Below are 23,814 nucleotides of genomic sequence, written 5' to 3'. Positions count from 1 at the left end.
AATAAACAAGGGGTGAGCCACCCCGGCCGTATTAAGAAAAGGAGGTTACAATATGTTTGGACTGGGAACACCTGAATTAATGTTGATCTTAATAATAGTAGTGGTGCTGTTTGGTTCCTCAAAGCTCCCTGAGCTTGGCAAAGGGATGGGATCATTTATTAAAAACCTGAAAAAGAGTATGTCCGATCACGACGAGATTGATGTCACACCTAAGAAAGAAGCAGAGGCGCCGAAGGAGAAAACTGAGAAGCCTGCTTAGTGTTTGCTGTGAGAGGACCGGTTGTTGAAATAGACTTATCTGCACTGCGGCATAATTATGCAGTTTTAGATAAACGATGTGGGGGACGCCCTGTAATAGCTGTCGTTAAGGCTGATGCTTATGGCCATGGTGCGGTGGCGGTGTCCTTAGCGCTTGAGGCCGCAGGCGTTCATTCCTTTGGAGTTGCCTTTTTGTCTGAGGCTGTTGAGTTAAGGGAGGCTGGTGTAAAAAAGCCCGTGCTTGTTCTTTTTGACAACCCTGAACCTGAAGAAATTGTCCGATATGCCCTTACCCCTATAGCCAGAAACGAAACTGACTGCCGTATTCTCAGTGATTATGCTTTAAGTAAAAATATAAGAATCAAAATTCATGTTGATATTGATACCGGTATGGGCAGGCTTGGCTTTGCTTACGATGAGTGTGTTGACAAACTGATAAACCTTACCGCTTTTAAGGGTATAGAGGTTACCGGGTTTATGAGCCATTTTTCAGAGGCTGATCTGAACAACAGAGATTTTGCACAACATCAACTGGACAGATTTCTTGAAATACGCAAAGTAGTTTCCCAGTACTACACAAGCGCTATATGGCATTTTGCAAACAGTGCAGCAGTGCTTACTTTTGCTGCTTCTCATCTTGATGCGGTGCGCCCAGGGCTTATGCTCTATGGCAGTAACCCCATGGCCTGCCAGTCCGATATAAATTGTGACGAATTTTTAAAGCCTGTGATGACAGTTAAAAGCCGCTTTGTAGATATCAGAAAGGTATCTAACGGGAAATCCATAAGCTATGGCCGCACATTTATTACAAAACGGGATAGTCTTATCGGGGTGCTTTCTGTTGGATACGCTGACGGTTACCCGCGGATGTTGTCAAACATTGGCAGGGTTATCGTAAACGGCAAGTATGCTCCGATAGTTGGCAGGGTTTGTATGGATTTAACCATGGTGGATTTAACAGATATTTCAGATTTTAACGAAACTGCCGAGGTCACACTAATTGGCTCTGACGGGCAGTGTAAAATCACAGCCTGTGAACTTGCTGCACTTTCCGGCACTATTCCGTATGAGATTGTTATATCCCTGGGCAAAAACAAGAATAAGAAATATCTTTACCAATAACACTCTGACTGAGTAAGGGCGACTGGCCGGCCGCCCCTACAAAATCCACTAAACGTAGCAAACAAATTACTATTTTTCATCGAAGAGTAATGAGTTGTCAATATCAACCCAAATACTGAGCATTTTTGCTAGCACATGGTAAAAACTGCCTGTATCACCGATGGCTATAACCGCTTCGGTAAATCTTTTAGCCCAGCGGCCGAGGTGGTCGGACATAAATTTCTGTTGCCCATGCTGTACTATTTCTATGTGTTCAGTGTTGGCATTCTCAAGTGCAGTGGCCTCCTTTAGCGCCATCACGTGCATAAACTCAAGCTCGGTTGATATGTGATCAACCCGCTCGGGCACGTCAGTTGCCGTGTTAAGGCCAAAGGCATTGTAAAAGCCTGCCACATCGGCAAGCTCCGCTTGTGAAGTGAGGGAGTGCTGAGGTGTGTCCCTCATACATTCCATCTCATACGGCGTTACAAAAGTCCGCCCAAACGACAAAAACAGACTATTATACTCCTCATACAGGGTGTCGAAAGTGCTGGTTTTTAAAGCCTCTGAGATGGAATCAACGAGGGGCAGGAAATGCCCCTCGCCCGCTGCTAAAAACCCCACAACATCTTTCCACGAGTGTACGTAATGATGAGACAGCTCCTGAAAATGCTCCTCTGTCATCTGGCGAAACCCTGCTGCCAGTAAACCATAAATACGGCTTCTTACGACAGCGGTCGCCTGTTCATATTCTACAGCTTCTATAGCTAAATTAGTCATCATTTCTTTGCCTGTGACGCAGCATCAAACACAAGAGGTGTCCAGACGATTGACAGGGATTTCATGCCGTTTACATCACCTCCGCTGCCATTCCATGCTGCAAAGTTGACATAGGTTCTCTTGCCCGTAACAAATTCAGCATCCCCTTCGTCGTCACTTTTTAGGTCCCTGACAAACACTACCGTCCATTTCCCGTTTTTGTATGAGCCATGTGCAACCGGAGTTTGATTTTTCATTTTTGTCAGAGTGCCGTAGCCCTCGGCTATGTACTGAACCATAGCGGCATCCTTAGATGGCCTTTGGGGAAACTCTGACTTTAAAATCGCGTCAGAGTATGAAACGTAAATGCCGTCAGTGTGTGGCTGACGAGCGTCCAGATTGCGCTTGCCGTCTTTTTCCGCCTGCCAGTCGGCTCTCCACTGCCATACGTTAACAGGCTCCCCCTTCGCTCCCATTAGTGGAGACGGGTAAAACTCTTCTGCCTGCTTAACTGGAAACAACATCGCTACCGAGTCTCTGAAAGAATCAATTGCATTTTCTGTGTCCTGAGTCGCATCGTCCCAGGTCAACTGGAAGGCGACTTTTTTACCGTTATGCACCGCCTTAACTGTCACCACTGGCGCTGGTTTCGACAGATTAAACACATATCTTACGTTACTGTTTAGCGCTTTCATGTCATCAACAGCAATTGTGCCTTGCCTTAGCGCTGTTGTAGTCTCAAGCGCTATAAGTTTAATGTGTGAAGCTTTGGCTGATTTCCAAAGCTCAGCATTATCCAGTGAAATGTTACCCTTTGTGTAACTCACCCTGATGCCATCATCTGGCATTATGATTCCAGCAAAAGATGTGTTGCACATTGCTGTAAGCATAAGCGTGAGTGTAAACAAAAGCAAAACAGCTTTCTTCATTGCTATATCCTCCTCATGAGATATTCCCTGATTGCCGGGGACATTTTAAGTTACATCCAGACGATATACGTCACGGGCCTTGTCGTAATGATCCCTAATAACATGGGGCTCTTGTATCGGTGCTTGTGCAACAATGTCCCCTTTGCTGTTGTAACCGATAGCGATGTCGTTTTTAACTTCAAATTTAGTCATAAGCTCGGCACAACTGCCAAATAAAACCAATAGCCCCTTCAGAGTGGTATCTGAGGGCGCTGCCTTATAGGCTTTAATTGCGGCATCCACGCCCGTTCCAAACATCTGTGTCAGATACGGTGAAGGAACATGAATAGGAGGTATGTAGTAGATGTTAGGCTGAGTGCCAAACTGTGGATACAGAGGGTGCGCAATTTTTTTAACATGCACAAGGTAGTCTATCGGGTTATTTGGGTCAGCCTTATCAGGTGGGCTTATCCAGCCCTGAATTCTGACTTTCCCTATGCAGTGTTCCATACACTGGGTGTGAAGGCCAGCCTCTGTCTTTGGATAACAGGCCACACACTTCTCACTCCTGTTGGTAGTGGCATTGTACATCGGTTTTTTGTATGGGCAGCCCGCTACACACTGTCTGTAGCCCTGACAGCGGGACTGGTCTATCAGCACTATGCCGTCTTCTGGCCGTTTATAGACCGATTTGCGCGGACAGGCGGCAACACAGGCTGGATAACTGCAGTGGTTACAGATTCTGGGCAGATAGAAAAACCAGATCGGATGCGGAAGCGACTCTATGTGCATCCCCTGTGTTACACTGCCGCCATAGATTTCATCCTCACCCATGTTAGGGTAGGACCAGTCTTCAAGGGCAGGTAAAAACCCCTCAACGCTTTTGTTTTCCTCGGCAGCCTTTTCAAAAATTGTCTTACCGGCATAAGTGTTGTTGTTCCACTTACCGCCGCCAATTTTCTCTAACAGTTTAGAATCCCAGTACAGTGGGTATCCGCCGTAAGGTTTAGATTCAACATTATTCCAAAACATATACTCTTGTCCGCGTCCTGCCGTCCAGGTTGTCTTACAGGTGATGGAGCATGTCTGGCATCCTATGCACTTATTTATGTCAAAAACTGCGGCAAATTGTTTTTCCGGCATTGCTGCTGAATATGGATACTTCATGTTCCGGTTTATTTGCCAGTTAAAGACGTCTTCCATTATATATTTCCTCCTTTGCTGGTGTTAGCTGACATACTGTCCACTCAGATATTTTTTAAAGGTGTCGCTTTCATGCGTAGGGCGTCCGCCTAAAGTCACAGGTCTCCACTTACCCTTGCCACTTTCGCCACCGTCCTCAGCTTTGGAAAACTTGACAAAAGACTCACGAGGAGCGCCGTTTGCGCAATGTACATCCGGGCAAAAACCCTGTCCGGTTGCCTGCCCCATTAGTTCTTTACGAACCAGGGTATCGGTAAGAAGCGTAGGTCTAAGCCACGAGCGTGTGCCGCTTTGGTGTCCGCCGTAACGATACATGGACTGGTAACCTGTGGCAGGACTCTTAGCAAGTCCATCCTTTCTGCTCTCATGTCCCTTTACAGAGCCAAATGAGGCCATATACATATTAAACCACGTTCTTGTGACTCCGCGCGGAGTGCCGGGATAATACCTTGCCCTAAGCATACAGCGAGACACTTTGTACTCATTTGGACGCTCCTGCCAGCCCTTAAACGGCATGTCCTCAGGGTCGGCATCAACCCACACATAATCGCCGTCCTCAATTCCGTAGGCTTTAGCGTCCTCCGGGTGCATGTCAATGTATCCCTCGCCTACCCACGGTTTACGCTTATCCTTGCGGTATATGTCGCCAAATGGCCCCCACCACACAGACAGATAATCCAGGTCGGCAAACATGGTGTGGACACTGTGGCGATATTTTGGCGTTAGCCATATGAAATTGTACTTATCCTTTATAAGCGGATGCTCTGTCTTTAACAGTTGATCCACTGTGTAAACCACGTTTCGTGCCTGCCGCGTTTCACGGCTAAGGTCACTGCTTGGCCAGCCGTAAGCCTCCGGTGTTTTTGGTTTTATCAGAGGATGCGGTGAGGCTACAATAACATTAGGCTCATAAAATGTGGCATCAATGGGTTCACGGTGAAGAGGTATGCTCTCGCCATAGTCTTTAAACTCCTGCTCATCGCGATAAAACTCAAGGCGTCCGCTTTTGGTGTACCAGGGTTTCGATTCATTACTTTGCTCGTAGCCAATAAATTTTGGATAGGTTCTGCCCATCATCATGGCAGGGATTCCGTCTTTAGCTTTCACCAGCAGATCCTCTATATCGTAGCCCTTAAACATGTTAGAGTGGCTCAGCACGCGCTGTATATATGGTTTAGCCTTGTGCGGAGCGCTGATAAGTGCCCAGTAATCATCGAAGCGCTTATCATTAGTGATTTTTCCCATCGCATGGGCGACACCCTGATAGATTTCCGTATCACTCTTTGTATTGTGAATGCGTTTGATTTCTGTAAGCGGCATGACCTGCATAAAGGGATTGGTGCAGGACTGAGTCATGTCGTGGACATTGTACTCGGCCCAGCTGTCTGCTGCAAACACGATATCTGAATACTCGCAGGAGCCGTTCCACCACCACTCGTTTACAAACACCGCATCGAGCATACGCTTGTGCATTCCCTTAGCGCGATATGCCGGATGGCGTAGCAGGTTCATCACCAATTCGTAATGGCCCTTGGCGTTACCCAGTAATGAGTTTGAGGCTGTAAACCATAATGATTTAGTTGGAAACGGCATGTGGGTTTTTCCATTGAAGTAGTGGCCATGCACTTTCAACGGTTGATCGCCGTGCGAATAGTAATGAGCCGACTGCAATGCAAACAATGGTTTCATCTTTGCCGGCTTTGAAGGATCCAACGTTATATCAAAGGGATTTTCCGCCATGTACTGTGGCATTCCGTTAAAGTATGCTGCACGGTAGTTACCGGCATAACTGCCTACATTTCCGCCGACAAACCCAACGTTTCTTGTCAGAGCCGCTACTAAAAATATTCCCCTGTCCTTCTGATCTGCATTAAACATCTGGTTTGGTCCCATGCCAACTGTAAAAAGGACTTTCTCAGGGTTTTTGGCAAATTGTCTGGCAAGGCTGTGTATGGCAGAAACAGGCGCCCACGTTACTTTTGAGGTGTTTTCAGGCGTCCATGTATCAAACAGGTGTTGTTTAATAACATCAAACACGGGGCGTACTTTTACATCCTTGCCGTCTATTGTGACGGTAAATTCGCCCTCTAAGGCAGGGTCAATGCCCAATTTATGGAAATGCTCGCCTACGTCGTCACTGCTTACGGCAACAGGTTTTCCGCTTTTTGTGTCCCACATGACGAAATCGCCCCATGAGTTGCGCATTTCCTCTGTGACACCAGGCATCCCCACGTTTGTTTGTGCAGGTTTTGGCAAGTCTCCCTTATCTTTAACTATCTTTTTCAGTGTAAGTTCCTTCTGCTTGTAATCTTTAATTACATCGGCTGCCTTACACATGTTGCCGGTGTCCATCCGTACAAGCATAGGAAGGTCTGTATGTGTTTTGACAAATTTCTTGTCATAGAGGTTTTCTTTAATTAACACATGAGCTATGCCAAGGGACAGAGCAGGGTCGGTGCCTGGTCTTATAATTACAATCTCGTCGGCTTTGCTGCAGGTGGAGCTGTACTCAGTAGTTATAACAATGACCTTTTTGCCCTTCATGCGAGCCTCTGTAAGCCAGTGGCCATCAGGCATCTTTGTGGAAATCCAGTTTATACCCCAGCAGGCTACGACGTCACAGTACTCAACATTTACCAAATCAAAGTCAATAGTCTGCTGGCCGCACACCATGGGGTGTCCTGGGGGCAAGTCGGTGTGCCACGTGTAGTTATCCAGTCCAACGCCGCCAACGGCCTTGTCTTCACTTACGTTTCTGACCTGCTTGTCCAGTAGAGCCATTGAATTGGCAAACCTGTACTGGCCAAAGAGTTTCATAGAGCCAAGAACCGGCATACCGCCCCTGAACTTCATGGTTCTGGTGCCAGCCCCTTCTGTACGCTTAATCATAGCCTCGTCGTAGTCTTGCTGCTTAAGAAGCTCTGCTCCCTTATCACCTGAATAAGTTTTTGCCAGTTCATGGAAAGTTTTTGCCGCTACCTCAAACGCTTTGTCCCATGGTACCGCAACATAGGTATCCTCGCCGCGGCGAAACATTTCCTTTGGCGGTATTCCGTTTTGATCACGCGGGAAACCTTTTTCCACCCACTCAAGAAATCCCTTACGTATCATAGGGGTTTTTACCCGTCGGTCTCCGTAAAAACGCCTCACTAACGAAATCCCCTTGTTACAGTGTCTTGGATCCCATCGCTGGGAGGCTTTCGTTCCATACACATCGGTTGCCTTGTGGTAGTTCTGAGACGGCCCGACACGGACTACAACGCCGTTTTTCACGTAAGCCCTGAGGTAGCAGTTATGCGTGCAGTTGGGTGTGCACATGAAAATGTAACTTGAATCTGCCTTATAAATATCCCTGTAGAGTTTTTCCCAATCGCGCGCAGGGTAATGGCTAAGCGGATTAGCCACATTAACGGCAGGCTCAAGGGCATGCATGGCTAAGGCCTCAGTGCCCCCTGCCAGTGTCAGCAGTAATCCGCCGCCGGTTGTTTTTAAAAAATTTCTTCGTGATAAATTGGCCATATATTTCTAATCCTCCTGCAAAACAACGCTTGCTTTATTCAGAGATTCAATACCCCGGTTATATACAAGCGTTTGTCTGTTATTTTTTCATAAGTTTTAGCGTATAAGATACCAGATTCCAACGCTGTTCCTCGTTTAAGGAATCCTCATAAGAGGGCATTCCGGTGCCATCCAGTCCGGTTGTGAAAGTCATATAGACATTCTCCGGCGTTGAGCCGCGCTTAAGCTCCCCTGTGGTAAAATTAAACGGCAAGATTGGTTTCCCTGAGTCGTCTTTGATGTCTTGTGACTTGGGGCCGTCTCCTTTACCCTCTTTACCATGACACTCCCAGCACTTCATCTTCTCAAACACTTCCTGCCCTTTTTTAGCAGATTCGGCAGAACCAACCCATGCGGGTTTTGCTGCTGTAAAAGGTTTACAAGGTGCCTCCTCTTTCCATCGAGTTGATAATGTCTTCACATACTCGATGACCGCGTCAACGTCTGCCTTAGAAACATCCTTATGGGATGGCATTGCCGCTCTTGTAATTCCTTGTGAGACTATGTGCTCAAGATCGGCCTGAGTGGGAAGGCAGCCAGAGGGTGTTGATCTAAACTTAAACACGCCAACAGTTAAGTCACGTGGATAGACCGACCACAACTTATCCCCAACAACTCCTTTTTCCACAATTCCAATGACACCATTACCATCCCCCTTAAAACCATGACAAATGGCACAGCGGCTTTCAAAAACTTTTTTGCCGGTATCCACCTCAGCCCCGTATGATGTCTTAGATAATTGTGGCCAAAACAACACACTTAGGATGATAAGATACCACGCTGTTTTGATTACAGAACTCTGCATGTCTCCTCCTTTCAAAAAAAACTTGTACGTCTTACAAACGTTATCCTGTGCTAATTTACGATGGTAACACAACATAATACTGAGATTTATGCGACTTTAGTTACAGTAGTATTTTTTTTTGGCACTTTTTTTCAGGATACGATTATCCTGACTTTGGCAGTTTAATTTGAAAGGAAACGACAGGCTCTGGCAATGCTGGTACGGCAGCGTGAAAGTCTTGCAAATAGGTGTTACAATAAAAATATACCTCTGCACCATCCACTGTAGCCAAGGCATATAAACTAATAAAGCGGAATTGCTCCGCTTTAATTAGCTGCCTTATACTATATGTTTTAGACTAACTTAACTAATATCTAAACCAATATCGTTCAACTTAGATAAACAAGCTGATGTTAGCGTCAAGAGCAAAGTTAAGGAACTCTGCAGCACCGGCAAGTACAACACCATCTACAAGGTCATCCTTAGATATGCCGGTCATCTCAATTGTAGGCGTACAGGCTATCATTCTGACATCAACCTCACGGCAAGCGTCAACAAGCTCAGGAATACTAGGCCAGTTGATCTTCTTAATCATGCTTTTCATCATCATGGTTGCCATGGGCGTCATACCGGGCAGCATTCCAATTATGTTTGGCATAGGAATAGGGGAGGGCATAGCAGGGTTGCCTATCGGCGCCACCTGAAGATTACGGTACTTCTTCTTATTTATTATATCCACACCGTAAAGAGTAAAAAATATTTGCACATCAACGTCCATTGCCGCTGCGGTAGAAGCAAGAATTAACGGAGGATAGGCCATATCCAAAGTCCCTTTGCTTGCTATTATTGCCATTCTCTTTTTTTGTGCCGCCATACTTAAAGTTACCTCCTAAAATTTATTTTTTATTGGTCTGTTACACACCCGTTCCTCAATTTATAGCATTTTATTTGTTGTGATGTCAACATGGAGGGCAGAGATTATTAAAAATTTTTTCATTGTAGAAATGTCTTTATCGCTTCCTGCACTTTTTCAACGCTGACTTTTGTGTTATAGCATGGGCCAAACGGCCTTTCGTTTTGTACTCCAATGACAGGCAGCGGGTGTGAATCAGCTATCCCGCTGCTTAAGTCCCGTTGACAGGCAACAGCCACTATGGCATCCGGACGGATGTCTTTAACCAGTTTTCTTGCTAGAGAGCCGCCTGTTGCCACATAGAGTTTGAGGTTACAGTTCTCTGCCACGGCTATTAAGTCTTTGACGTTACACCTGCCGCACCTCTTGCAGTTATTTATGTCATTGGTAATCCGAATGTCACACTTATCAATCTGAATACAGTGAGGTAACATAATCAGGAGTTTTGAGGTCTTAATGCCAAGTTTCATCACAAGGTTATTATTAATGTTTATAATGAAATCCTGAAACGATTCTTTTTTGCTTTTTAGGAACGCCCCTATTAGCATAAGAAACGGATAGAGCACCTTTAGTGTAAAGGCACGCAAAAATTTAACCCAAAATATTTTAAATTTAACCCACATAAAGAACGTTTTCAGGTGTTTTTACTCTGCCGGCTATAAAGTCTGCGCAGGACATGGCTTTTTTACCCTCAGGCTGTAGCTCCAATATTGACAAGGTACCCTCTCCACAGGCTACAACAAGTCCGTCTCTGGTATTTTGATGTATCACCTCGGAGGCTGTTGCCCAACTCCCTTCAGTTATCACTGCCTTTGCCCTGAGAATCTTTACCCTCTGTCTGTTAAAAAACGTATAGGCTCCCGGCCACGGGTAAAGCCCCCTTATTGTGTTGACAATGTGAGCGGCTGATTTATTCCAGTTAATAAGACCATCCTCTTTTCTCAGAATTCGCGCATAGGTGGATGTACCATTCTGGGGGGTTGCTGTGGCAGTTCCGGCCTCTATATCTGTAAGAGTTTTAATTAATAACTCTGCCCCTCGTTTAGCAAGTCTCAGACTCAAAGATTCATACGTGTCATCCTCTTTGATAATTTCCCTTTCTGTGTAATAAACTGGCCCGGTATCAATCCCCTCATCCATAAGCATGGTGCTTACGCCGGTTTCAGTGTCACCGTTTATGATTGCCCATTGGATTGGCGCTGCCCCGCGGTAGTTGGGAAGCACTGAGGCGTGAACATTTAAGGATTTAAACTTTGGCATATTTAAAATCTCAGCCGGTAAAATCTTGCCGTAAGCTATCACAACGTTGAGGTCATGGTTAAGCGCTGCCAATGTGTCAATGAGAGCCTCAGATTTAATGGTCTCAGGCTGTATCACTTCAATGCCGGAGGCCAGAGCCGCCTGTTTAACCGGAGGTATTATCAATTTAGTCCGTCTGCCCTTATCAGGCTGGGTTACAACAAGTGAGACGTTGTGTCCGCTGCCGGTTAATGCTTCAAGAGCCGGAACAGAAAACCACGGTGTCCCCCAAAAAGCTATATTCATTTGCAGGTTTCCTAAGATTTCAGAAAAATTCGCTTTTTTGCATTTTTCAAATTTTTCTTATCATAAGCAGCTTTTTCGCTCTCACTGATCCTGTTAAGCAGCAGTATGCCGTGCAAATGATCAATTTCGTGCTGAAGGATGCGTGCAAAATTCCCTGTGGCCTCTATCTCAAGAGTGTTACCGTCAATGTCAGCCCCTTTTACAAAAACCCGCATAGCTCTGTTTACTGTGAAAGTTGACTTTGGAAGACTGAGGCAACCCTCTGTTGATTCCATTATCCCTTCTGAATAGACAATCTCCGGATTAATTATCACAGTCAGCTTATACTTGTCAGGCTCCTTAAGTGATGGGTCAGCGATGATGATTTTAGTGGAATGTCCAACCTGAGGCGCCGCTAGTCCTTGCCCCTCGCACTCAAACATGGTTTCTTTCATATCCTCAATAAGTTTCACAACCTTGCCGTCTATGTTTTCCACGGCTGTGGCTTTTCCCATAAGCACGGCTGCAGGATATGTTTTTATTTTTAAAGATGACATACATAATTATAACACTATTTTTTTAGGAAATTGTATAATGAATAGTTTATGTGGTCAATAATAATTTTATAAGGAGACAACGTTGGAGGTAATAAGAGGGCTGGATAATCTGATAGAAAAATATCCGGTTCCTGTAGTAACTCTTGGTAACTTTGACGGAGTACACACCGGGCACAGGCGAATACTTGAGCGGGTACGAGAGTCTGCACAGAAGTCAAACGGCACATCTATCGTGATCACCTTTGAGCCTCATCCGCTTAAGATTGTAAATCCACAGAAGGGGATAAAGATACTGACGCCTTTTGATATAAAAGCAGAGCTTATAGAAAAGGCAGGGATGGACGTGCTTTTGTGTATAGAGTTCAATAAGAGGTTTTCCTCGACAGAGCCGGATTTTTTTGTAGAAAACGTTCTTGTCGGTAAACTTAATGCAAGCCACGTGATAGTCGGGCACAACTACAGATTTGGCAAAGGGAAAAAGGGTACAACGGAATCACTCCGCAGACGGGGCAAGAAGTATGGATTTACATTTCAGGTGGTTAGAAATGTTAAAAGAGACAGCGTAGTAATAAGCAGCAGTGTAATCCGGCATCATTTGATAAAGGGTGACATGGCACATGCCAATTGCTACCTTGGACGGCCCTATTTCATACAATCGGAAATAATAACCGGCACAGGACGTGGCAAGAGCATTCTTCATATACCAACGGCAAACCTCTCGTTGCCGGATGAATTAGTGCCGCGGTGCGGAGTCTATGCCGTAAAGGTTCAAATTGATGGCCATCTATATGACGGGGCTGCAAACATCGGGAGTAACCCCACCTTTGGAGAGAATCCGACAAGCTATGAGGTGCACGCATTTGGTTATGAGGGCAACGCCGTTGGTAAAACCGTGCGGGTGCATTTTATCGAACGGCTGAGAGATGAAAGGGTGTTCCCAAGCCCTGATGCCCTAAGAGAGCAAATAATGACGGATTTCAAAAGAGCTTCTGAAATATTAAAAAAGGTTACACTTAACCAGTCAGTGTAAGGGAATTTAAGTAATGAAAAGTAGTAAGAGAAAGTGCGTTGCCCTTTCCCTTAAAACCTTAAAAAATGTCCACTTTTCATACCTTACAAAAAATGTTACAATACTTCAGAGGAATTTTTTTAATATTAAAGATGCATATAGCATACTCTGTAAACGATGTTCCTATACGGTTGACGTTTGAAAGATGGTGTCATATAACAGAAAACCATGATGATTTGGCAGGTTCTTTCTATGATGTGTTAGAAACAATAGAAAAACCTGAATACGTGTTGAGAGGAAACAAAGGAACGTTAAAAGCAGTGAGGAATGTTGGTAACAGGAAGTGGTTGGTAGTCATTTACAGGGAAATGCAAACCAGTGATGGTTTTATTATAACGGCATATTTTTTAAATAATACGCCTAAAGGTGAATTGTTATGGACACAAAAATAACACAAGACAGCTTAGTCCGAAATTGTTTGGCTCTGGTTTCAGGCTTATTGAAGTTTCAATGTAATCACATTCAATTTGACTACGATGATGAGGCTGACGTGCTATATGTCAGCTTTCGTAAGCCTCAACGTGCTACAGAAACTATTGAGACAAGCGAGGACATTTTAATTAGAAAAGACGGCGATAATGTGGTTGGCATAACTGTTTTAAATGCAAGCACAAGAAGAAATTGACAAAAGTTTTCAATAAAATGCCAATGCTTCACAACAACATTATGCCGGGAGCCTGCACACGGGTCTTTGCCGTGTGGTGCCGCCACGTCAGGGTTTATACGAAAAACCTCTTTAGTAACGGTTTTCCGCCATTTGTGGAGCCTTTGATATTTTTGTCTGGCGTGGGGCTTGGCCTTGGCCGGTATATGCCTGACATAGGAGGTGTAAGATATTTGGAATTTCTGGCATCTGCCCTCGTTGTGACAACCTCTATGATGACTGCTGCATTTGAATGCTCTTTCGGGACATTTATCCGGATGGAATTCAATAAGGTCTATGAGGGGATGCTGGCAGCACCACTTAGTGTGGAAAACCTTCTCATAGGAGAGATGTTGTGGGCGGCAACCAAGGGATTTTTCTTTTCGTTTGCCGTGCTCGTGGTTGTTATTCTATTTGGAATAATAAAGTTTCCGGCAGGGTTGATGGCTCCTGTCATTGGCTTTTTGACGGGTCTTATGTTTGCCGCTCTTTCTTTATTTATTACCTCCTTTGTAAAGACTATTGCATATTTTAATTTTTATATGACAGGACTTTTGTCGCCAATGTTTTTCTTTTGCGGCGCTGTCTTTCCAGTCTCTCAGTTGCCGGGGTGGATGCAGCCTGTGGTTGAAATTTTGCCCCTGACCCATTCCGTAAGGCTGTCCAGAGCATTCTGCCTTTTAAAAATCGAACCGGTTATTGCCTATGACTTGCTGTATATAATTGTTTTTACATCGCTTTTTGGCTTTCTTGGAATAAATCGTTTAAAAAGAAGACTCATTGATTAATGAAGATGCTAAAGCCATTTTCCTTATTCAGTTACTTTAAAAAAAATTTTTCAAAAAAAATATGTTTACTAATAAATTTCACTTGACACAGAATGAATATATTTGTAAAATCCATTTGGTTATATTTTTAGAGTTTGAGATAAGGAGTGATACGCTGTCTTGACAACGGGGGTTTTGTTTGTATAGGATACTGCCGGATGTGTTAAGTGGTATAACTTTAAATGAGGTGTAGTACTGTTAGTTCAGAAAACGATGGAATGTATTTAAGGAAAATGGAGGAAATATGAGATTAGTATTATTGGGAGCACCGGGCGCCGGAAAAGGAACTCAGGCTAAGATGTTGATAGAAAAATTCGGGATTCCTCAGATATCAACAGGGGATATTTTGAGAAAACACGTAGCAGACGGTACGGCATTAGGTAAAGAAGCGAAAGGCTTCATGGACAGAGGCGAGTTGGTAGCCGACAGTGTAGTAATTGGCATGGTAAAGGACAGACTTTTACAGAGCGATTGCAAGGCAGGGTTTATACTGGATGGTTTTCCTCGCAACACCGCACAGGCCGCCACCCTTGACGGCGTCTTAGAGTCAATGGGAATGCCCCTAACAAGAGCATTAAGCGTAGATGTGGACTTTGAAGTCCTTATGAAAAGATTAACTGGCAGACGCACTTGTAAGGGCTGCAACCAGATGTACAATATATATTTTAGCGCTCCAAAGACAGAAGGAAAATGCGACAAGTGTGGCGCTGACCTCTACCAAAGAGATGACGATAAAGAAGACACCATTAAAAAGAGGCTCGACGTGTATAAGGCTCAGACAGAGCCCCTCATAGATTACTACGGCAGCAAAGGCATACTTAAGAGAGTGGACGGAGTAGGGGATATGAAAGAAATATTTAATAAAATAACAACGATGTTATCATAATAAAACAGGAGGTATTAAAGAAATGGCACTAGTAAGGCCACATGGTAAGGAAAAGAAACTGAAGCCGTTGCTTTTAGAAGGGGCAGCGCTCAGTGAGGAATTGAAAAAGGCTCAGAGCCTGACAAAGGTTAAGATGGCTTCAAGAGAGGTAGGAGACCTCATAATGTTAGGAATAGGCGGCTTCACACCACTTGACGGCTTCATGGGCCATGACGACTGGAAAGGCGTATGCGACAACTATTTAATGAAAGACGGCGTGTTTTGGCCAATCCCTGTCACGCTTTCCACTTCTAAAGATCAAGCTGACAGTTTGAAAAATGGCCAGGAGGTTGCCCTCGTTGATGATGAAACCGGCGAGATTATGGGCACCATGGTTATAAAGGAAAAATATACAATAGATAAAGATCATGAGTGCAAGAAAGTCTATAGAACCAATGACCAGGCTCATCCCGGTGTTGCGATGGTTATGCAGCAGGGTGATGTTAATCTGGCAGGCCCTGTGAAAGTCCTTAGCCAGGGCACATTCCCAACCGAGTACGCAGGCATATACCTGACGCCGGCTGAGACCAGAAAGATATTTGAAGACAAGGGCTGGAGCCGTGTAGCAGCATTTCAGACCAGAAACCCTATGCACCGTTCCCATGAATTCCTTGCAAAAATCGCTATTGAAATCTGCGACGGTCTTTTGATTCACCAGCTATTGGGTAAACTCAAACCCGGTGACATACCCGCAACCGTAAGAAAAGACTGCATCAACCTGCTCATAGAGCACTACCTTGTGAAAAACACCTGTGTACAGGCTGGGTATCCGCTTGATATGAGATACGCAGGCCCCAGAGAGGCACTGCTCCATGCCCTCTTCAGACAGAACTATGGCTGCAGCGACCTTATCGTAGGCAGAGACCACGCTGGTGTTGGCGACTACTACGGCCCGTTTGATGCTCAGACCATTTTCAAAGAGATACCTACAGACGCTCTTGAAACAAAGCCAATGAACATAGACTGGACGTTCTACTGCAAGAGATGTGACGGTATGGCCTCTATGAAGACCTGTCCGCACGGTAAAGAGGACAGACTGATGCTTAGCGGTACAGCCTTAAGGAAGATGCTTTCAGAGAATTCCGAGGTGCCAGACCACTTTAGCCGCCCGGAGGTACTTGAGGTTCTTAGGAAATACTATGCCGGTTTGACTGAAAAAGTCGAAATAAAAATGCACAAACACTCAACAGGCTAAGTAAACAATAAGGGGGTATTAAAATACCCCCTTATTGTTTATATATAGAACAGGGTTGCCCGGTTAAAAAAGATGAGCACCCTTTTAAAAAACAATTAGCGATGGCTTTTTAAGCCAAAAAGTAAAAAGGAGGTAACATATGCCGAGTTTTGTTATGACTGAGAAGTGTGACGGCTGCAAAGGGCTGGAGAGAACCGCATGTATGTACATCTGCCCCAATGACCTTATGAAGCTGGACCGCGACAGAATGAAAGCTTTCAATCAGGAGCCGGAGCAGTGCTGGGAGTGCTATAGCTGCGTGAAGATTTGCCCGCAGCAGGCTATCGAGGTCAGAGGCTACGCTGACTTCAATCCCCTTGGTGGAAACGTAATTCCAATGAGAGGATCTGATTCCATTATGTGGACTGTCAAGTTCAGAAGCGGCGCACTTAAACGCTTCAAATTCCCGATTCGTACAACCGCTGAGGGTTCAGTGGATCCATACAAGGGCAAACCGGAGCCTAATTACGACAACCTTAAAAAGCCCGGATTCTTTAATCTTACGGAAGTAAGAAAACCGTAACTTTTATTAAGAAACAGTGATTGATAAAATTAAAGAAAATAGTCTAATAACTGGAGGAAAATAATGGAATTAGAAACATGTAATTTTTCTTATTGCCAGAAGCCTGAGATGATTGAAGTCGAGACCGACTTGCTTTTAATCGGTGGTGGTATGGCTTGCTGCGGTGCGGCTTTTGAGGCTGCTCGCTGGGCTACCCCAAAGGGTCTTAAATTAACCATGGTTGATAAGGCTGCCACAGACAGAAGCGGCGCAGTTGCCATGGGTCTCTCTGCTATCAACACCTACATGGGTGAAAATGATCCTAAGGATTATGTTAAATACGTGAAAGGCGACCTTATGGGAATCATAAGGGAGGACTTAGTATATGATGTAGGCAGGCACGTAGATGATTCAGTGCATCTTTTTGAAGAATGGGGTCTCCCTGTTTGGAAAAGAGCCGACGACGGCCACACACTGGACGGAGCACAGCCAGCTAAGAAACTTACCGAGGGCGGCAAGCCGGTTAGAAGCGGTAAGTGGCAGATAATGATTAATGGTGAGTCATACAAAGTAATAGTGGCAGAAGCTGCAAAGAAAGCCCTTGAGTTTAACAGAGCAGGCACAGGCCAGGCCCAGAACCACTATGAGAGAGTGTTTATCGTAAAGCTCCTTCTGGATGCTAAAGAGCCTAACCGTGTTGCGGCAGCAGTTGGTTTCAGCGTCAGAGAGAACAAAGCATATATATTTAAAGCAAAGAGCATGCTTTTGGCAGCCGGCGGAGCGGTTAACGTATTCAGACCGCGTTCAGTGGCAGAGGGCCAGGGTAGAGCATGGTATCCAGTATGGAACGCAGGCACCACCTACGCATTAGCAGCACAGGTTGGAGCAGAGCTCGTTCTTATGGAAAACAGATTCGTTCCTGCAAGATTTAAAGATGGTTACGGCCCTGTTGGCGCATGGTTCCTTTTCTTTAAAGCAAAAGCCACCAACGCTCTTGGCGAGGACTACTGTGTAACCAACTTTGAGTCAACCAACAAGCTCTATGGTAAATACTGTTCAGACCCTCACAAACTCGGCACTGCTATCAGAAATCACATGATGATGATTGATATGAAAGCCGGCAAAGGTCCTATTTGGATGAACACCCACAATGCTATGGCAGAGCTTGGAAAGACCATGGATGCCAAACAGATCAAGCATCTTGAGGCTGAGGCATGGGAGGACTTTCTCGATATGTGTATCGGACAGGCCGGTATGTGGGCGGCTAACAATGTTGAGCCGGATAAGTCGCCATCCGAGATTATGCCTACCGAACCGTATCTCCTTGGCTCACACGCAGGTTGTGCAGGGCTTTGGGTAAGTGGTCCGACTGACCTCGGCGCTCCTAAAGAGTGGAGTTGGGGTTATGACAGAATGACCACCGTAAAGGGCCTCTTTACAGCAGGCGACGGTGTTGGTGCATCAGGCCACAAATTCTCCTCAGGCTCACACGCCGAGGGCAGAACCGCAGCTAAGGCTATGGTAGCCTTCTGTCTCGATAACGCCAGCTACAAGCCAGCAGTATCAAAGAGCAATGAGGAGCTGGCAGCCGAGCTCTATCTGCCGTTTGAAATATATGAAAAATACAAAAACTACAGCACAGATCCTAACGTAAACCCCCACTACATCAGACCGAAGATGCTTCAGGCAAGACTGCAGAAGATTATGGACGAGTATGTAGCCGGTGTTTCCGTATGGTATATGACCAGCAAAACAATGCTTACCGAGGGTTTAAGGCAGTTGGTTTTGCTTAAGGAGGATGCTACAAGAATGGCAGCCTCTGACCTTCACGAGCTTATGAGATGCTGGGAGAACTATCACAGAATATGGACTGGTGAGTCACATGCCAGACACATTCTGTTCAGAGAAGATTCCCGTTACCCTGGCTACTACTACAGAGGAGACTTCAACCTCGTGGACGATCAGAATTGGAAGTGCTTCACAATATCCAAGTACAACCTTCAGACCAACCAGTGGGAGTTGTCAAAGAGAGACTACGTACAGTTATTCCCAGACTGATAGATAAACGCATTGTGGTATCAGGGTTCCCCGCGAATGCGGGGAACCCTTACCGTATTTATGCTTGTTGAATAAAAAGTGGAGGAGTTTTTATCATGCCAGAGGAAAAAACGGCACAAATGGTGGTAATAGGCGGCGGTATAAGCGGTATGACTACAGCTATAGAGGCTGCTGAGGCAGGTATAACCTCGGTGATTATAGAGAAAAGTCCATATCTTGGCGGTCGTGTTGCCCAATTAAATAAGTACTTCCCAAAACTCTGCCCGCCGTACTGCGGGATGGAGATAAATTTCAGACGTATCAAACAGAATTCAAAAATTAGTTACTACACTATGTCGGAGGTAGAGAGCGTAAGTGGCTCCGAAGGGAATTTTACCGTAAAAGTTAAGATTAATCCCCGGTTAGTTAATTCAAAGTGTACCGCATGCAATAAGTGCGTTGAGGTGTGCCCGGTAGAGCGCACAAATTTATTTAATTTCGGATTGGATAAAACAAAGGCCGTTTATCTTCCCCATGATATGGCTTTTCCTATGAGGTATGTGATAGATGATACTCTTTGCACTAAAGCCTCCTGTGCAAAGTGCGCCGCTGTTTGTAAGTACGATGCTATAGATTTTGATATGAAACCTGAGACGGTAGAGATAAAGACGCAGTCGGTGGTCTATGCTACGGGTTGGAATCCGTATGACGCAAAGAAAATGGATAATCTGGGGTTCGGGAAAGTTAAAAACGCGGTAACAAACATGATGATGGAGCGTATGGCCTCACCTAATGGCCCAACAAAGGGGAAAATTGTCAGACCCAGTGATAAGAAAGAGCCCAAAACGGTGGCCTTTGTACAGTGTGCAGGTTCAAGAGACATCAACCATCTTGCCCACTGTTCGGCTATATGCTGTATGGCCTCACTTAAACAGGCAACGTACTTAAGGGAGCAATATCCGGATTCCAATGTGTTTATTTATTACATAGATTTGAGAACACCCGGTAAGTATGAGGACTTTTTAAAGAAAATTCAGGCAGATGAAAACGTGCATATGATAAAGGGAAAGGTTGCGAAAATAGAAGAGGACCCGGAAAGCGGAGACCCGATACTTACCCTTGAGGATATAGAGGGTTCTGCTAAGATAACTAAAAAGGTTGACATGGTGGTCCTTGCAACCGGAATGGAGCCGGCCATAAAGAGTGCCGGTAATCACGGTTTAAAGCTCGATGACAACGGTTTTATAGATGCTGACCTACAAAAAGCAGGCATATATTCATCCGGCGTGGCAAAGAGGCCTAACGACGTGACTAATTCCGTTCAGGACTCAACGGCATCGGCCCTGAGGGGCATACAGTCCACGGTGAGGAGGTAACACAGACATGGCTGATAGTAAAATGGGCGTATATATATGCACCGGATGTGGTATAGGTGAGTCAATAAATGTTGAGGAACTTCAGAAGACTGCAAGGTCTGCAGCATCTTGTAAGACTCATTCCTTTTTTTGCAGTGATGACGGCGTGCAAGTTATAAAAGATGATATTAACAATGATGGGATAAATAAAATCGTAATAGCTGCCTGCTCACCGAGGGTCAACACTGATGCTTTTGACTTTGATCCGCTTCTTTACTATACGGAAAGAGTGAACATAAGAGAGCATGTGGCGTGGACACAGCCTGCCGGAGCTCCGGGAACGCAGCTTTTGGCTGTCGATAATCTCAGCATGGGAATGGTAAAGGCCTCAAAGGCAGAACCGCCGGTTCCAAAAACCACAGAGGTTCACAAGTCTCTGTTGATTATTGGCGGCGGCGTTACAGGTTTGACTGCTGCAATAGAGGCGGCAAAGGCCGGATATGAGGCAGTTATTGTTGAGGAAACTGCTGAACTTGGTGGTTTTGCTAAAAAATCCTTCAAAGGTTTTCCTGTAAAAGAACCATTTGATAAGTTGCCGGAACAGACAATCGGAGCAAAAATTAAAGCGGCAGAAACTGATCCCAAAATAAAAATAATGCTGGGCACAAAAGTTACCTCTATAGAGGGTGAGCCCGGAATGTTTGAGATATTTGTAGATAAAAGCGGTCAGGAGGAGAAGTTCAGCGTTGGTGCGGTTGTGCTTGCTATCGGCTGGAAACCCTATGATGCCACACAACTTACCATGTATGGTTATGGCCGCTATAAAAATGTTGTAACAAACGTTGAGATGGAAACCATAGCCTCAAAGGGCAAGATAACACGCCCATCGGACGGTAAAACGGCAAACAGCGTTCTGTTTGTCCAGTGTGCCGGCCAAAGAGACGAAAACAACATTCCATACTGTTCTACCGTGTGTTGTAACGTTTCACTTAAACAGGCTAAGTACGTGCGGGAGTCTAATCCTAAATCAAGTGCTTACATAATCTACAAAGATATGCGCACGATGGGTCTGTATGAGGGTTTTTATAAGGCAGCACAGGATGACGAGGGAATATTCCTTGCCAAGGGCGAGGTGAAGGGGCTTACAGAGGCTCCTGACGGCAGCATAATGGTGGACGTGTATAATCAATTGCTAAGCCGTGATATGCAGATAAAGGTTGACCTTGTTGTGCTTGCTACTGGCATGGTATCCAGCATGCTTCCTGAGGGCAGGGCCGTAAACGCAGTTACAGAGGAGTACATTGGAGATCTTGTAACGAAACAAACCCAGGACGGCTCCAGTTCAGAGCTTGTGCCTATACCTATAGTTTTGAATTTAAAATACAGACAAGGCCCCGAACTGCCTCATCTTAAGTACGGTTTCCCTGATTCACATTTTATATGTTTTCCTTATGAAACACGGCGAACCGGAATATATGCGGCAGGGGCGGTAAGGCATCCCATGGACGCACAACAGTCAAGCACAGATGCCACAGGGGCGGCTCTTAAGGCCATTCAGTGTATTGAGCTTACTGCTCAGGGCAAGGCAGTGCACCCACGGGCAGGGGATATGACATTTCCTGAGTTCAGGCTTGAAAGCTGTACTCAGTGCCGCCGTTGTACGGTTGAGTGTCCGTTCGGAGTGCTGGATGAGGACGAAAAGGGAACTCCGAAAGAGCATCCTTATCGCTGCCGCCGTTGTGGTACTTGTATGGGCGCATGTCCTCAGAGAATTATTTCCTTTAAAAACTACAGTGTGGATATAATCTCTTCAATGATAAAAGCGGTTGAAGTACCCTCTGAGGGAGACGAACCGTTTATATTAGCCTTTATCTGTGAAAACGATGCATATCCGGCATTGGATATGGCAGGGTTAAACAGGATATCGTTAAATCCTAATTTCAGGTTTATACCTCTTAGATGCCTTGGCGGAACCAACCTAGTGTGGATAGCTGATGCGCTTTCAAAGGGAGTGGACGGTGTTATGCTTATAGGGTGTAAGTATGGTGATAACTACCAGTGCCACTTTATAAAGGGCTCGCAGGTGGCAAGTGAGAGGCTGGGTAAGGTGCAGGAAACTCTGGGCAGATTGATGCTTGAGGCTGAGAGAGTGCAGCAAGTGCAGCTTTCGATAGATGAATGGGATCTGTTACCGAAATTAATGAACGACTTTTCGGAGCAGTTAAAAGGCTTCGGCCCCAATCCATATAAAGGTTTCTAATAAAAAAAGTGGTGTGGAGGTAAAATATGGGTGATGGTACGGTAGTAACGCCTGATCTGGACTTTGTTAAAAGTTTAAAGAGTTCAGGTGCAGATACGGTAAAGAGGTGTTACCAATGTGCTACTTGTTCGGCGGTTTGTAGTTTAACGCCGCCGGGTGATCCGTTTCCCCGCAGGGAAATGTCAATGGCACAGTGGGGCCTTAAGGCGGATTTGGCAGCAGATCCCAATATCTGGTTATGCCATAACTGTAACGAGTGCACCAAGTACTGTCCAAGGGGGGCAAGACCCGGTGATGTACTTGCAGTGCTAAGAAAACAAGCTATCACGGAAAACGCATTTCCCGGGTTTTTAGCAAAGATAATCGGAGAGCCTAAACTCCTTATCTTAACGTTTCTTATACCGATAGTGCTTTTTCTGTTGATTTTAAATGCAACCGGACACTTAAACATTCCGGATGGGCCTGTAGTGTATGACCATTTTTTCCCAATCCACTACGTTGACCCGATTTTTATAACTTCAGCAACCTTTGTGTTTATTTCTTTTGTAATCAGTATAAGCCGGTTTTGGAAAAACCTGAACACAAATCCACACAAGCTGATGGCTGAGGGTAACTTAGTAAAGAGCATTGTGGAGACGCTGAAAGAGTTTTTGTTGCACAAGAAGTTTGAAAAGTGCAGTGTAAATAAGGACAGGACGTGGGCTCACAGGTTTGTGTTTTTTGGTTTTCTGGGGCTTTTTATAACTACCAACTGGGCTGTCTTTTACATTTACGTACTTGGCTGGCATTCGCCATACAGGGTGGATGATCCTGCTATTTTAGCTCTTTTTAATGGCTCAAAGGAGCTGGTAATTCTTTGTTATCTGGCCTTTAAAGGGTTTGGCAATCTTAGTGCTCTGGCCTTGTTTATAGGCGCTGTGTTGATTTTTAACAACAAGGCTAAAGACAAAGGGTTTGTCACAAAGACCTCCGCCTTTGACAGTAGTTTCAACGTAGTTGTAATGTTGCTCTTTATTACCGGTATTCTTTCGGAGCTTCTCAGATGGGGAAACGTGGCAAACATAGCGTACCCGATGTATTTCGCACACTTAGTGTTTGTTTTTTATACGATTGCGTTTTTACCTTTTACAAAGCTCGCTCACATGGTCTATAGGACAACGGCTATCGTATATGCAAAGATGGCAAATAAGGATTAGGCAGAGACAAGTTATTAGTTAAGGATACAAAGGAAAGGACTGGATTCCCGCTCGGAGGCGGGAATGACAGAGGAGGGTGCCTTTTTCTGTCATTCCTGCGAAAGCAGGAATCCAGTTTTTTAACAGCGAGTTAACTACTCTGCAGAGAGCAGCGTGTTGGTGAGTTGTTATTGTATTATCATGATTAAAAGGATTTGAAAA

22 protein-coding genes are annotated in these 23,814 nt (G+C 45.1%); 13 read left to right on the top strand and 9 right to left on the bottom strand.

Translation table 11 applies throughout. The features are described from left to right. Nucleotides 1-52 precede the first annotated feature (52 nt). On the top strand, nt 53-259 hold the full coding sequence (locus HQK88_01515; GenBank protein MBF0615475.1) for a twin-arginine translocase TatA/TatE family subunit: 207 nt from the start codon (nt 53-55) through the stop codon (nt 257-259). After that, a complete protein-coding gene (gene alr, locus HQK88_01510; protein MBF0615474.1) occupies nt 259-1,380 on the top strand; it encodes an alanine racemase in 1,122 nt (373 codons plus the stop codon). The genes HQK88_01515 and alr overlap by 1 nt, the downstream gene beginning before the upstream one ends. 69 nt (nt 1,381-1,449) lie before the next feature. Here the strand turns inward: alr and HQK88_01505 are convergent, their stop codons facing one another. The 9 genes from HQK88_01505 to def form a co-directional block, all read right to left on the bottom strand. Next, complete coding sequence (locus HQK88_01505) at nt 1,450-2,142, bottom strand: molecular chaperone TorD family protein (GenBank protein ID MBF0615473.1); 693 nt, start codon at nt 2,140-2,142, stop codon at nt 1,450-1,452. Further along, complete coding sequence (locus HQK88_01500; protein ID MBF0615472.1) at nt 2,139-3,047, bottom strand: hypothetical protein; 909 nt, start codon at nt 3,045-3,047, stop codon at nt 2,139-2,141. The genes HQK88_01505 and HQK88_01500 overlap by 4 nt, the downstream gene beginning before the upstream one ends. A 45-nt stretch (nt 3,048-3,092) precedes the next feature. Next, nucleotides 3,093-4,229 (bottom strand): dehydrogenase, encoded by a 1,137-nt coding sequence (locus HQK88_01495; protein MBF0615471.1) that lies wholly within the window; start codon nt 4,227-4,229, stop codon nt 3,093-3,095. Nucleotides 4,230-4,253: 24 nt separating this feature from the next. Continuing rightward, nucleotides 4,254-7,748, bottom strand: coding sequence for a molybdopterin-dependent oxidoreductase (locus tag HQK88_01490; GenBank protein MBF0615470.1), 3,495 nt, complete (start codon nt 7,746-7,748; stop codon nt 4,254-4,256). Nucleotides 7,749-7,827: 79 nt separating this feature from the next. Continuing rightward, nucleotides 7,828-8,592 carry a c-type cytochrome gene (locus HQK88_01485; GenBank protein ID MBF0615469.1) on the bottom strand — a complete coding sequence of 255 codons (765 nt, stop codon included), beginning with the start codon at nt 8,590-8,592 and terminating at the stop codon, nt 7,828-7,830. 373 nt (nt 8,593-8,965) lie between these two features. Beyond that, nucleotides 8,966-9,445, bottom strand: coding sequence for a DsrE/DsrF/DrsH-like family protein (locus tag HQK88_01480; GenBank protein MBF0615468.1), 480 nt, complete (start codon nt 9,443-9,445; stop codon nt 8,966-8,968). Between the two features lie 119 nt (nt 9,446-9,564). Beyond that, nucleotides 9,565-10,107, bottom strand: a complete 543-nt coding sequence (locus HQK88_01475) for a DUF116 domain-containing protein (protein MBF0615467.1) — start codon at nt 10,105-10,107, stop codon at nt 9,565-9,567. Next, entirely contained in the window at nt 10,097-11,029 is a 933-nt protein-coding gene (locus HQK88_01470) for a methionyl-tRNA formyltransferase (protein ID MBF0615466.1), read from the bottom strand. The genes HQK88_01475 and HQK88_01470 overlap by 11 nt, the downstream gene beginning before the upstream one ends. A gap of 11 nt (nt 11,030-11,040) precedes the next feature. Then, nucleotides 11,041-11,565, bottom strand: a complete 525-nt coding sequence (gene def / locus HQK88_01465; GenBank protein ID MBF0615465.1) for a peptide deformylase — start codon at nt 11,563-11,565, stop codon at nt 11,041-11,043. Nucleotides 11,566-11,647: 82 nt separating this feature from the next. Between def and HQK88_01460 the strand changes: the two genes are divergently transcribed. The 11 genes from HQK88_01460 to qmoC all read left to right on the top strand — a co-directional run bounded on the left by HQK88_01460 (nt 11,648) and on the right by qmoC (nt 23,613). Continuing rightward, nucleotides 11,648-12,595 carry a bifunctional riboflavin kinase/FAD synthetase gene (locus tag HQK88_01460; GenBank protein MBF0615464.1) on the top strand — a complete coding sequence of 316 codons (948 nt, stop codon included), beginning with the start codon at nt 11,648-11,650 and terminating at the stop codon, nt 12,593-12,595. Nucleotides 12,596-12,726: 131 nt separating this feature from the next. After that, entirely contained in the window at nt 12,727-13,026 is a 300-nt protein-coding gene (locus HQK88_01455; GenBank protein ID MBF0615463.1) for a hypothetical protein, read from the top strand. Then, on the top strand, nt 13,011-13,259 hold the full coding sequence (locus HQK88_01450) for a DUF2283 domain-containing protein (protein MBF0615462.1): 249 nt from the start codon (nt 13,011-13,013) through the stop codon (nt 13,257-13,259). The genes HQK88_01455 and HQK88_01450 overlap by 16 nt, the downstream gene beginning before the upstream one ends. A 17-nt stretch (nt 13,260-13,276) precedes the next feature. Then, complete coding sequence (locus tag HQK88_01445; GenBank protein ID MBF0615461.1) at nt 13,277-14,065, top strand: ABC transporter permease; 789 nt, start codon at nt 13,277-13,279, stop codon at nt 14,063-14,065. Between the two features lie 283 nt (nt 14,066-14,348). Then, nucleotides 14,349-14,990, top strand: a complete 642-nt coding sequence (locus HQK88_01440; protein ID MBF0615460.1) for an adenylate kinase — start codon at nt 14,349-14,351, stop codon at nt 14,988-14,990. A gap of 22 nt (nt 14,991-15,012) precedes the next feature. Beyond that, complete coding sequence (gene sat, locus HQK88_01435) at nt 15,013-16,224, top strand: sulfate adenylyltransferase (GenBank protein MBF0615459.1); 1,212 nt, start codon at nt 15,013-15,015, stop codon at nt 16,222-16,224. Between the two features lie 139 nt (nt 16,225-16,363). Continuing rightward, nucleotides 16,364-16,786 carry an adenylyl-sulfate reductase subunit beta gene (aprB, locus tag HQK88_01430; GenBank protein MBF0615458.1) on the top strand — a complete coding sequence of 141 codons (423 nt, stop codon included), beginning with the start codon at nt 16,364-16,366 and terminating at the stop codon, nt 16,784-16,786. 63 nt (nt 16,787-16,849) lie between these two features. Further along, nucleotides 16,850-18,823 carry an adenylyl-sulfate reductase subunit alpha gene (locus HQK88_01425; GenBank protein MBF0615457.1) on the top strand — a complete coding sequence of 658 codons (1,974 nt, stop codon included), beginning with the start codon at nt 16,850-16,852 and terminating at the stop codon, nt 18,821-18,823. Between the two features lie 95 nt (nt 18,824-18,918). Further along, a complete protein-coding gene (locus tag HQK88_01420) occupies nt 18,919-20,178 on the top strand; it encodes a CoB--CoM heterodisulfide reductase iron-sulfur subunit A family protein (GenBank protein MBF0615456.1) in 1,260 nt (419 codons plus the stop codon). A 7-nt stretch (nt 20,179-20,185) separates the two neighbouring features. Next, nucleotides 20,186-22,417: a hydrogenase iron-sulfur subunit gene (locus HQK88_01415; GenBank protein MBF0615455.1), complete on the top strand. Its 2,232-nt coding sequence runs from the start codon at nt 20,186-20,188 to the stop codon at nt 22,415-22,417. Between the two features lie 26 nt (nt 22,418-22,443). Then, on the top strand, nt 22,444-23,613 hold the full coding sequence (qmoC, locus tag HQK88_01410; GenBank protein MBF0615454.1) for a quinone-interacting membrane-bound oxidoreductase complex subunit QmoC: 1,170 nt from the start codon (nt 22,444-22,446) through the stop codon (nt 23,611-23,613). Nucleotides 23,614-23,814 lie beyond the last annotated feature (201 nt).

It is taken from the genome of Nitrospirota bacterium (assembly GCA_015233895.1).
GTDB lineage: Bacteria > Nitrospirota > Thermodesulfovibrionia > Thermodesulfovibrionales > Magnetobacteriaceae > Magnetomonas.
Note: the sequence above shows the minus strand (reverse complement) of the source record. Positions and strands in the feature narration are given on the sequence as shown.

Bases quoted from the DNA above. Each gene is read 5' to 3' on its own strand.
- HQK88_01515 (MBF0615475.1), top strand. From the start codon at position 53: ATGTTTGGACTGGGAACACCTGAATTAATGTTGATCTTAATAATAGTA.
- HQK88_01505 (MBF0615473.1), bottom strand. From the start codon at position 2,142: ATGATGACTAATTTAGCTATAGAAGCTGTAGAATATGAACAGGCGACC.
- HQK88_01500 (MBF0615472.1), bottom strand. From the start codon at position 3,047: ATGAAGAAAGCTGTTTTGCTTTTGTTTACACTCACGCTTATGCTTACA.
- HQK88_01495 (MBF0615471.1), bottom strand. From the start codon at position 4,229: ATGGAAGACGTCTTTAACTGGCAAATAAACCGGAACATGAAGTATCCA.
- HQK88_01490 (MBF0615470.1), bottom strand. From the start codon at position 7,748: ATGGCCAATTTATCACGAAGAAATTTTTTAAAAACAACCGGCGGCGGA.
- HQK88_01485 (MBF0615469.1), bottom strand. From the start codon at position 8,592: ATGCAGAGTTCTGTAATCAAAACAGCGTGGTATCTTATCATCCTAAGT.
- HQK88_01480 (MBF0615468.1), bottom strand. From the start codon at position 9,445: ATGGCGGCACAAAAAAAGAGAATGGCAATAATAGCAAGCAAAGGGACT.
- HQK88_01475 (MBF0615467.1), bottom strand. From the start codon at position 10,107: ATGTGGGTTAAATTTAAAATATTTTGGGTTAAATTTTTGCGTGCCTTT.
- HQK88_01470 (MBF0615466.1), bottom strand. From the start codon at position 11,029: ATGAATATAGCTTTTTGGGGGACACCGTGGTTTTCTGTTCCGGCTCTT.
- def (MBF0615465.1), bottom strand. From the start codon at position 11,565: ATGTCATCTTTAAAAATAAAAACATATCCTGCAGCCGTGCTTATGGGA.
- HQK88_01455 (MBF0615463.1), top strand. From the start codon at position 12,727: ATGCATATAGCATACTCTGTAAACGATGTTCCTATACGGTTGACGTTT.
- HQK88_01450 (MBF0615462.1), top strand. From the start codon at position 13,011: ATGGACACAAAAATAACACAAGACAGCTTAGTCCGAAATTGTTTGGCT.
- HQK88_01445 (MBF0615461.1), top strand. From the start codon at position 13,277: ATGCCAATGCTTCACAACAACATTATGCCGGGAGCCTGCACACGGGTC.
- HQK88_01440 (MBF0615460.1), top strand. From the start codon at position 14,349: ATGAGATTAGTATTATTGGGAGCACCGGGCGCCGGAAAAGGAACTCAG.
- sat (MBF0615459.1), top strand. From the start codon at position 15,013: ATGGCACTAGTAAGGCCACATGGTAAGGAAAAGAAACTGAAGCCGTTG.
- aprB (MBF0615458.1), top strand. From the start codon at position 16,364: ATGCCGAGTTTTGTTATGACTGAGAAGTGTGACGGCTGCAAAGGGCTG.
- HQK88_01425 (MBF0615457.1), top strand. From the start codon at position 16,850: ATGGAATTAGAAACATGTAATTTTTCTTATTGCCAGAAGCCTGAGATG.
- HQK88_01420 (MBF0615456.1), top strand. From the start codon at position 18,919: ATGCCAGAGGAAAAAACGGCACAAATGGTGGTAATAGGCGGCGGTATA.
- HQK88_01415 (MBF0615455.1), top strand. From the start codon at position 20,186: ATGGCTGATAGTAAAATGGGCGTATATATATGCACCGGATGTGGTATA.
- qmoC (MBF0615454.1), top strand. From the start codon at position 22,444: ATGGGTGATGGTACGGTAGTAACGCCTGATCTGGACTTTGTTAAAAGT.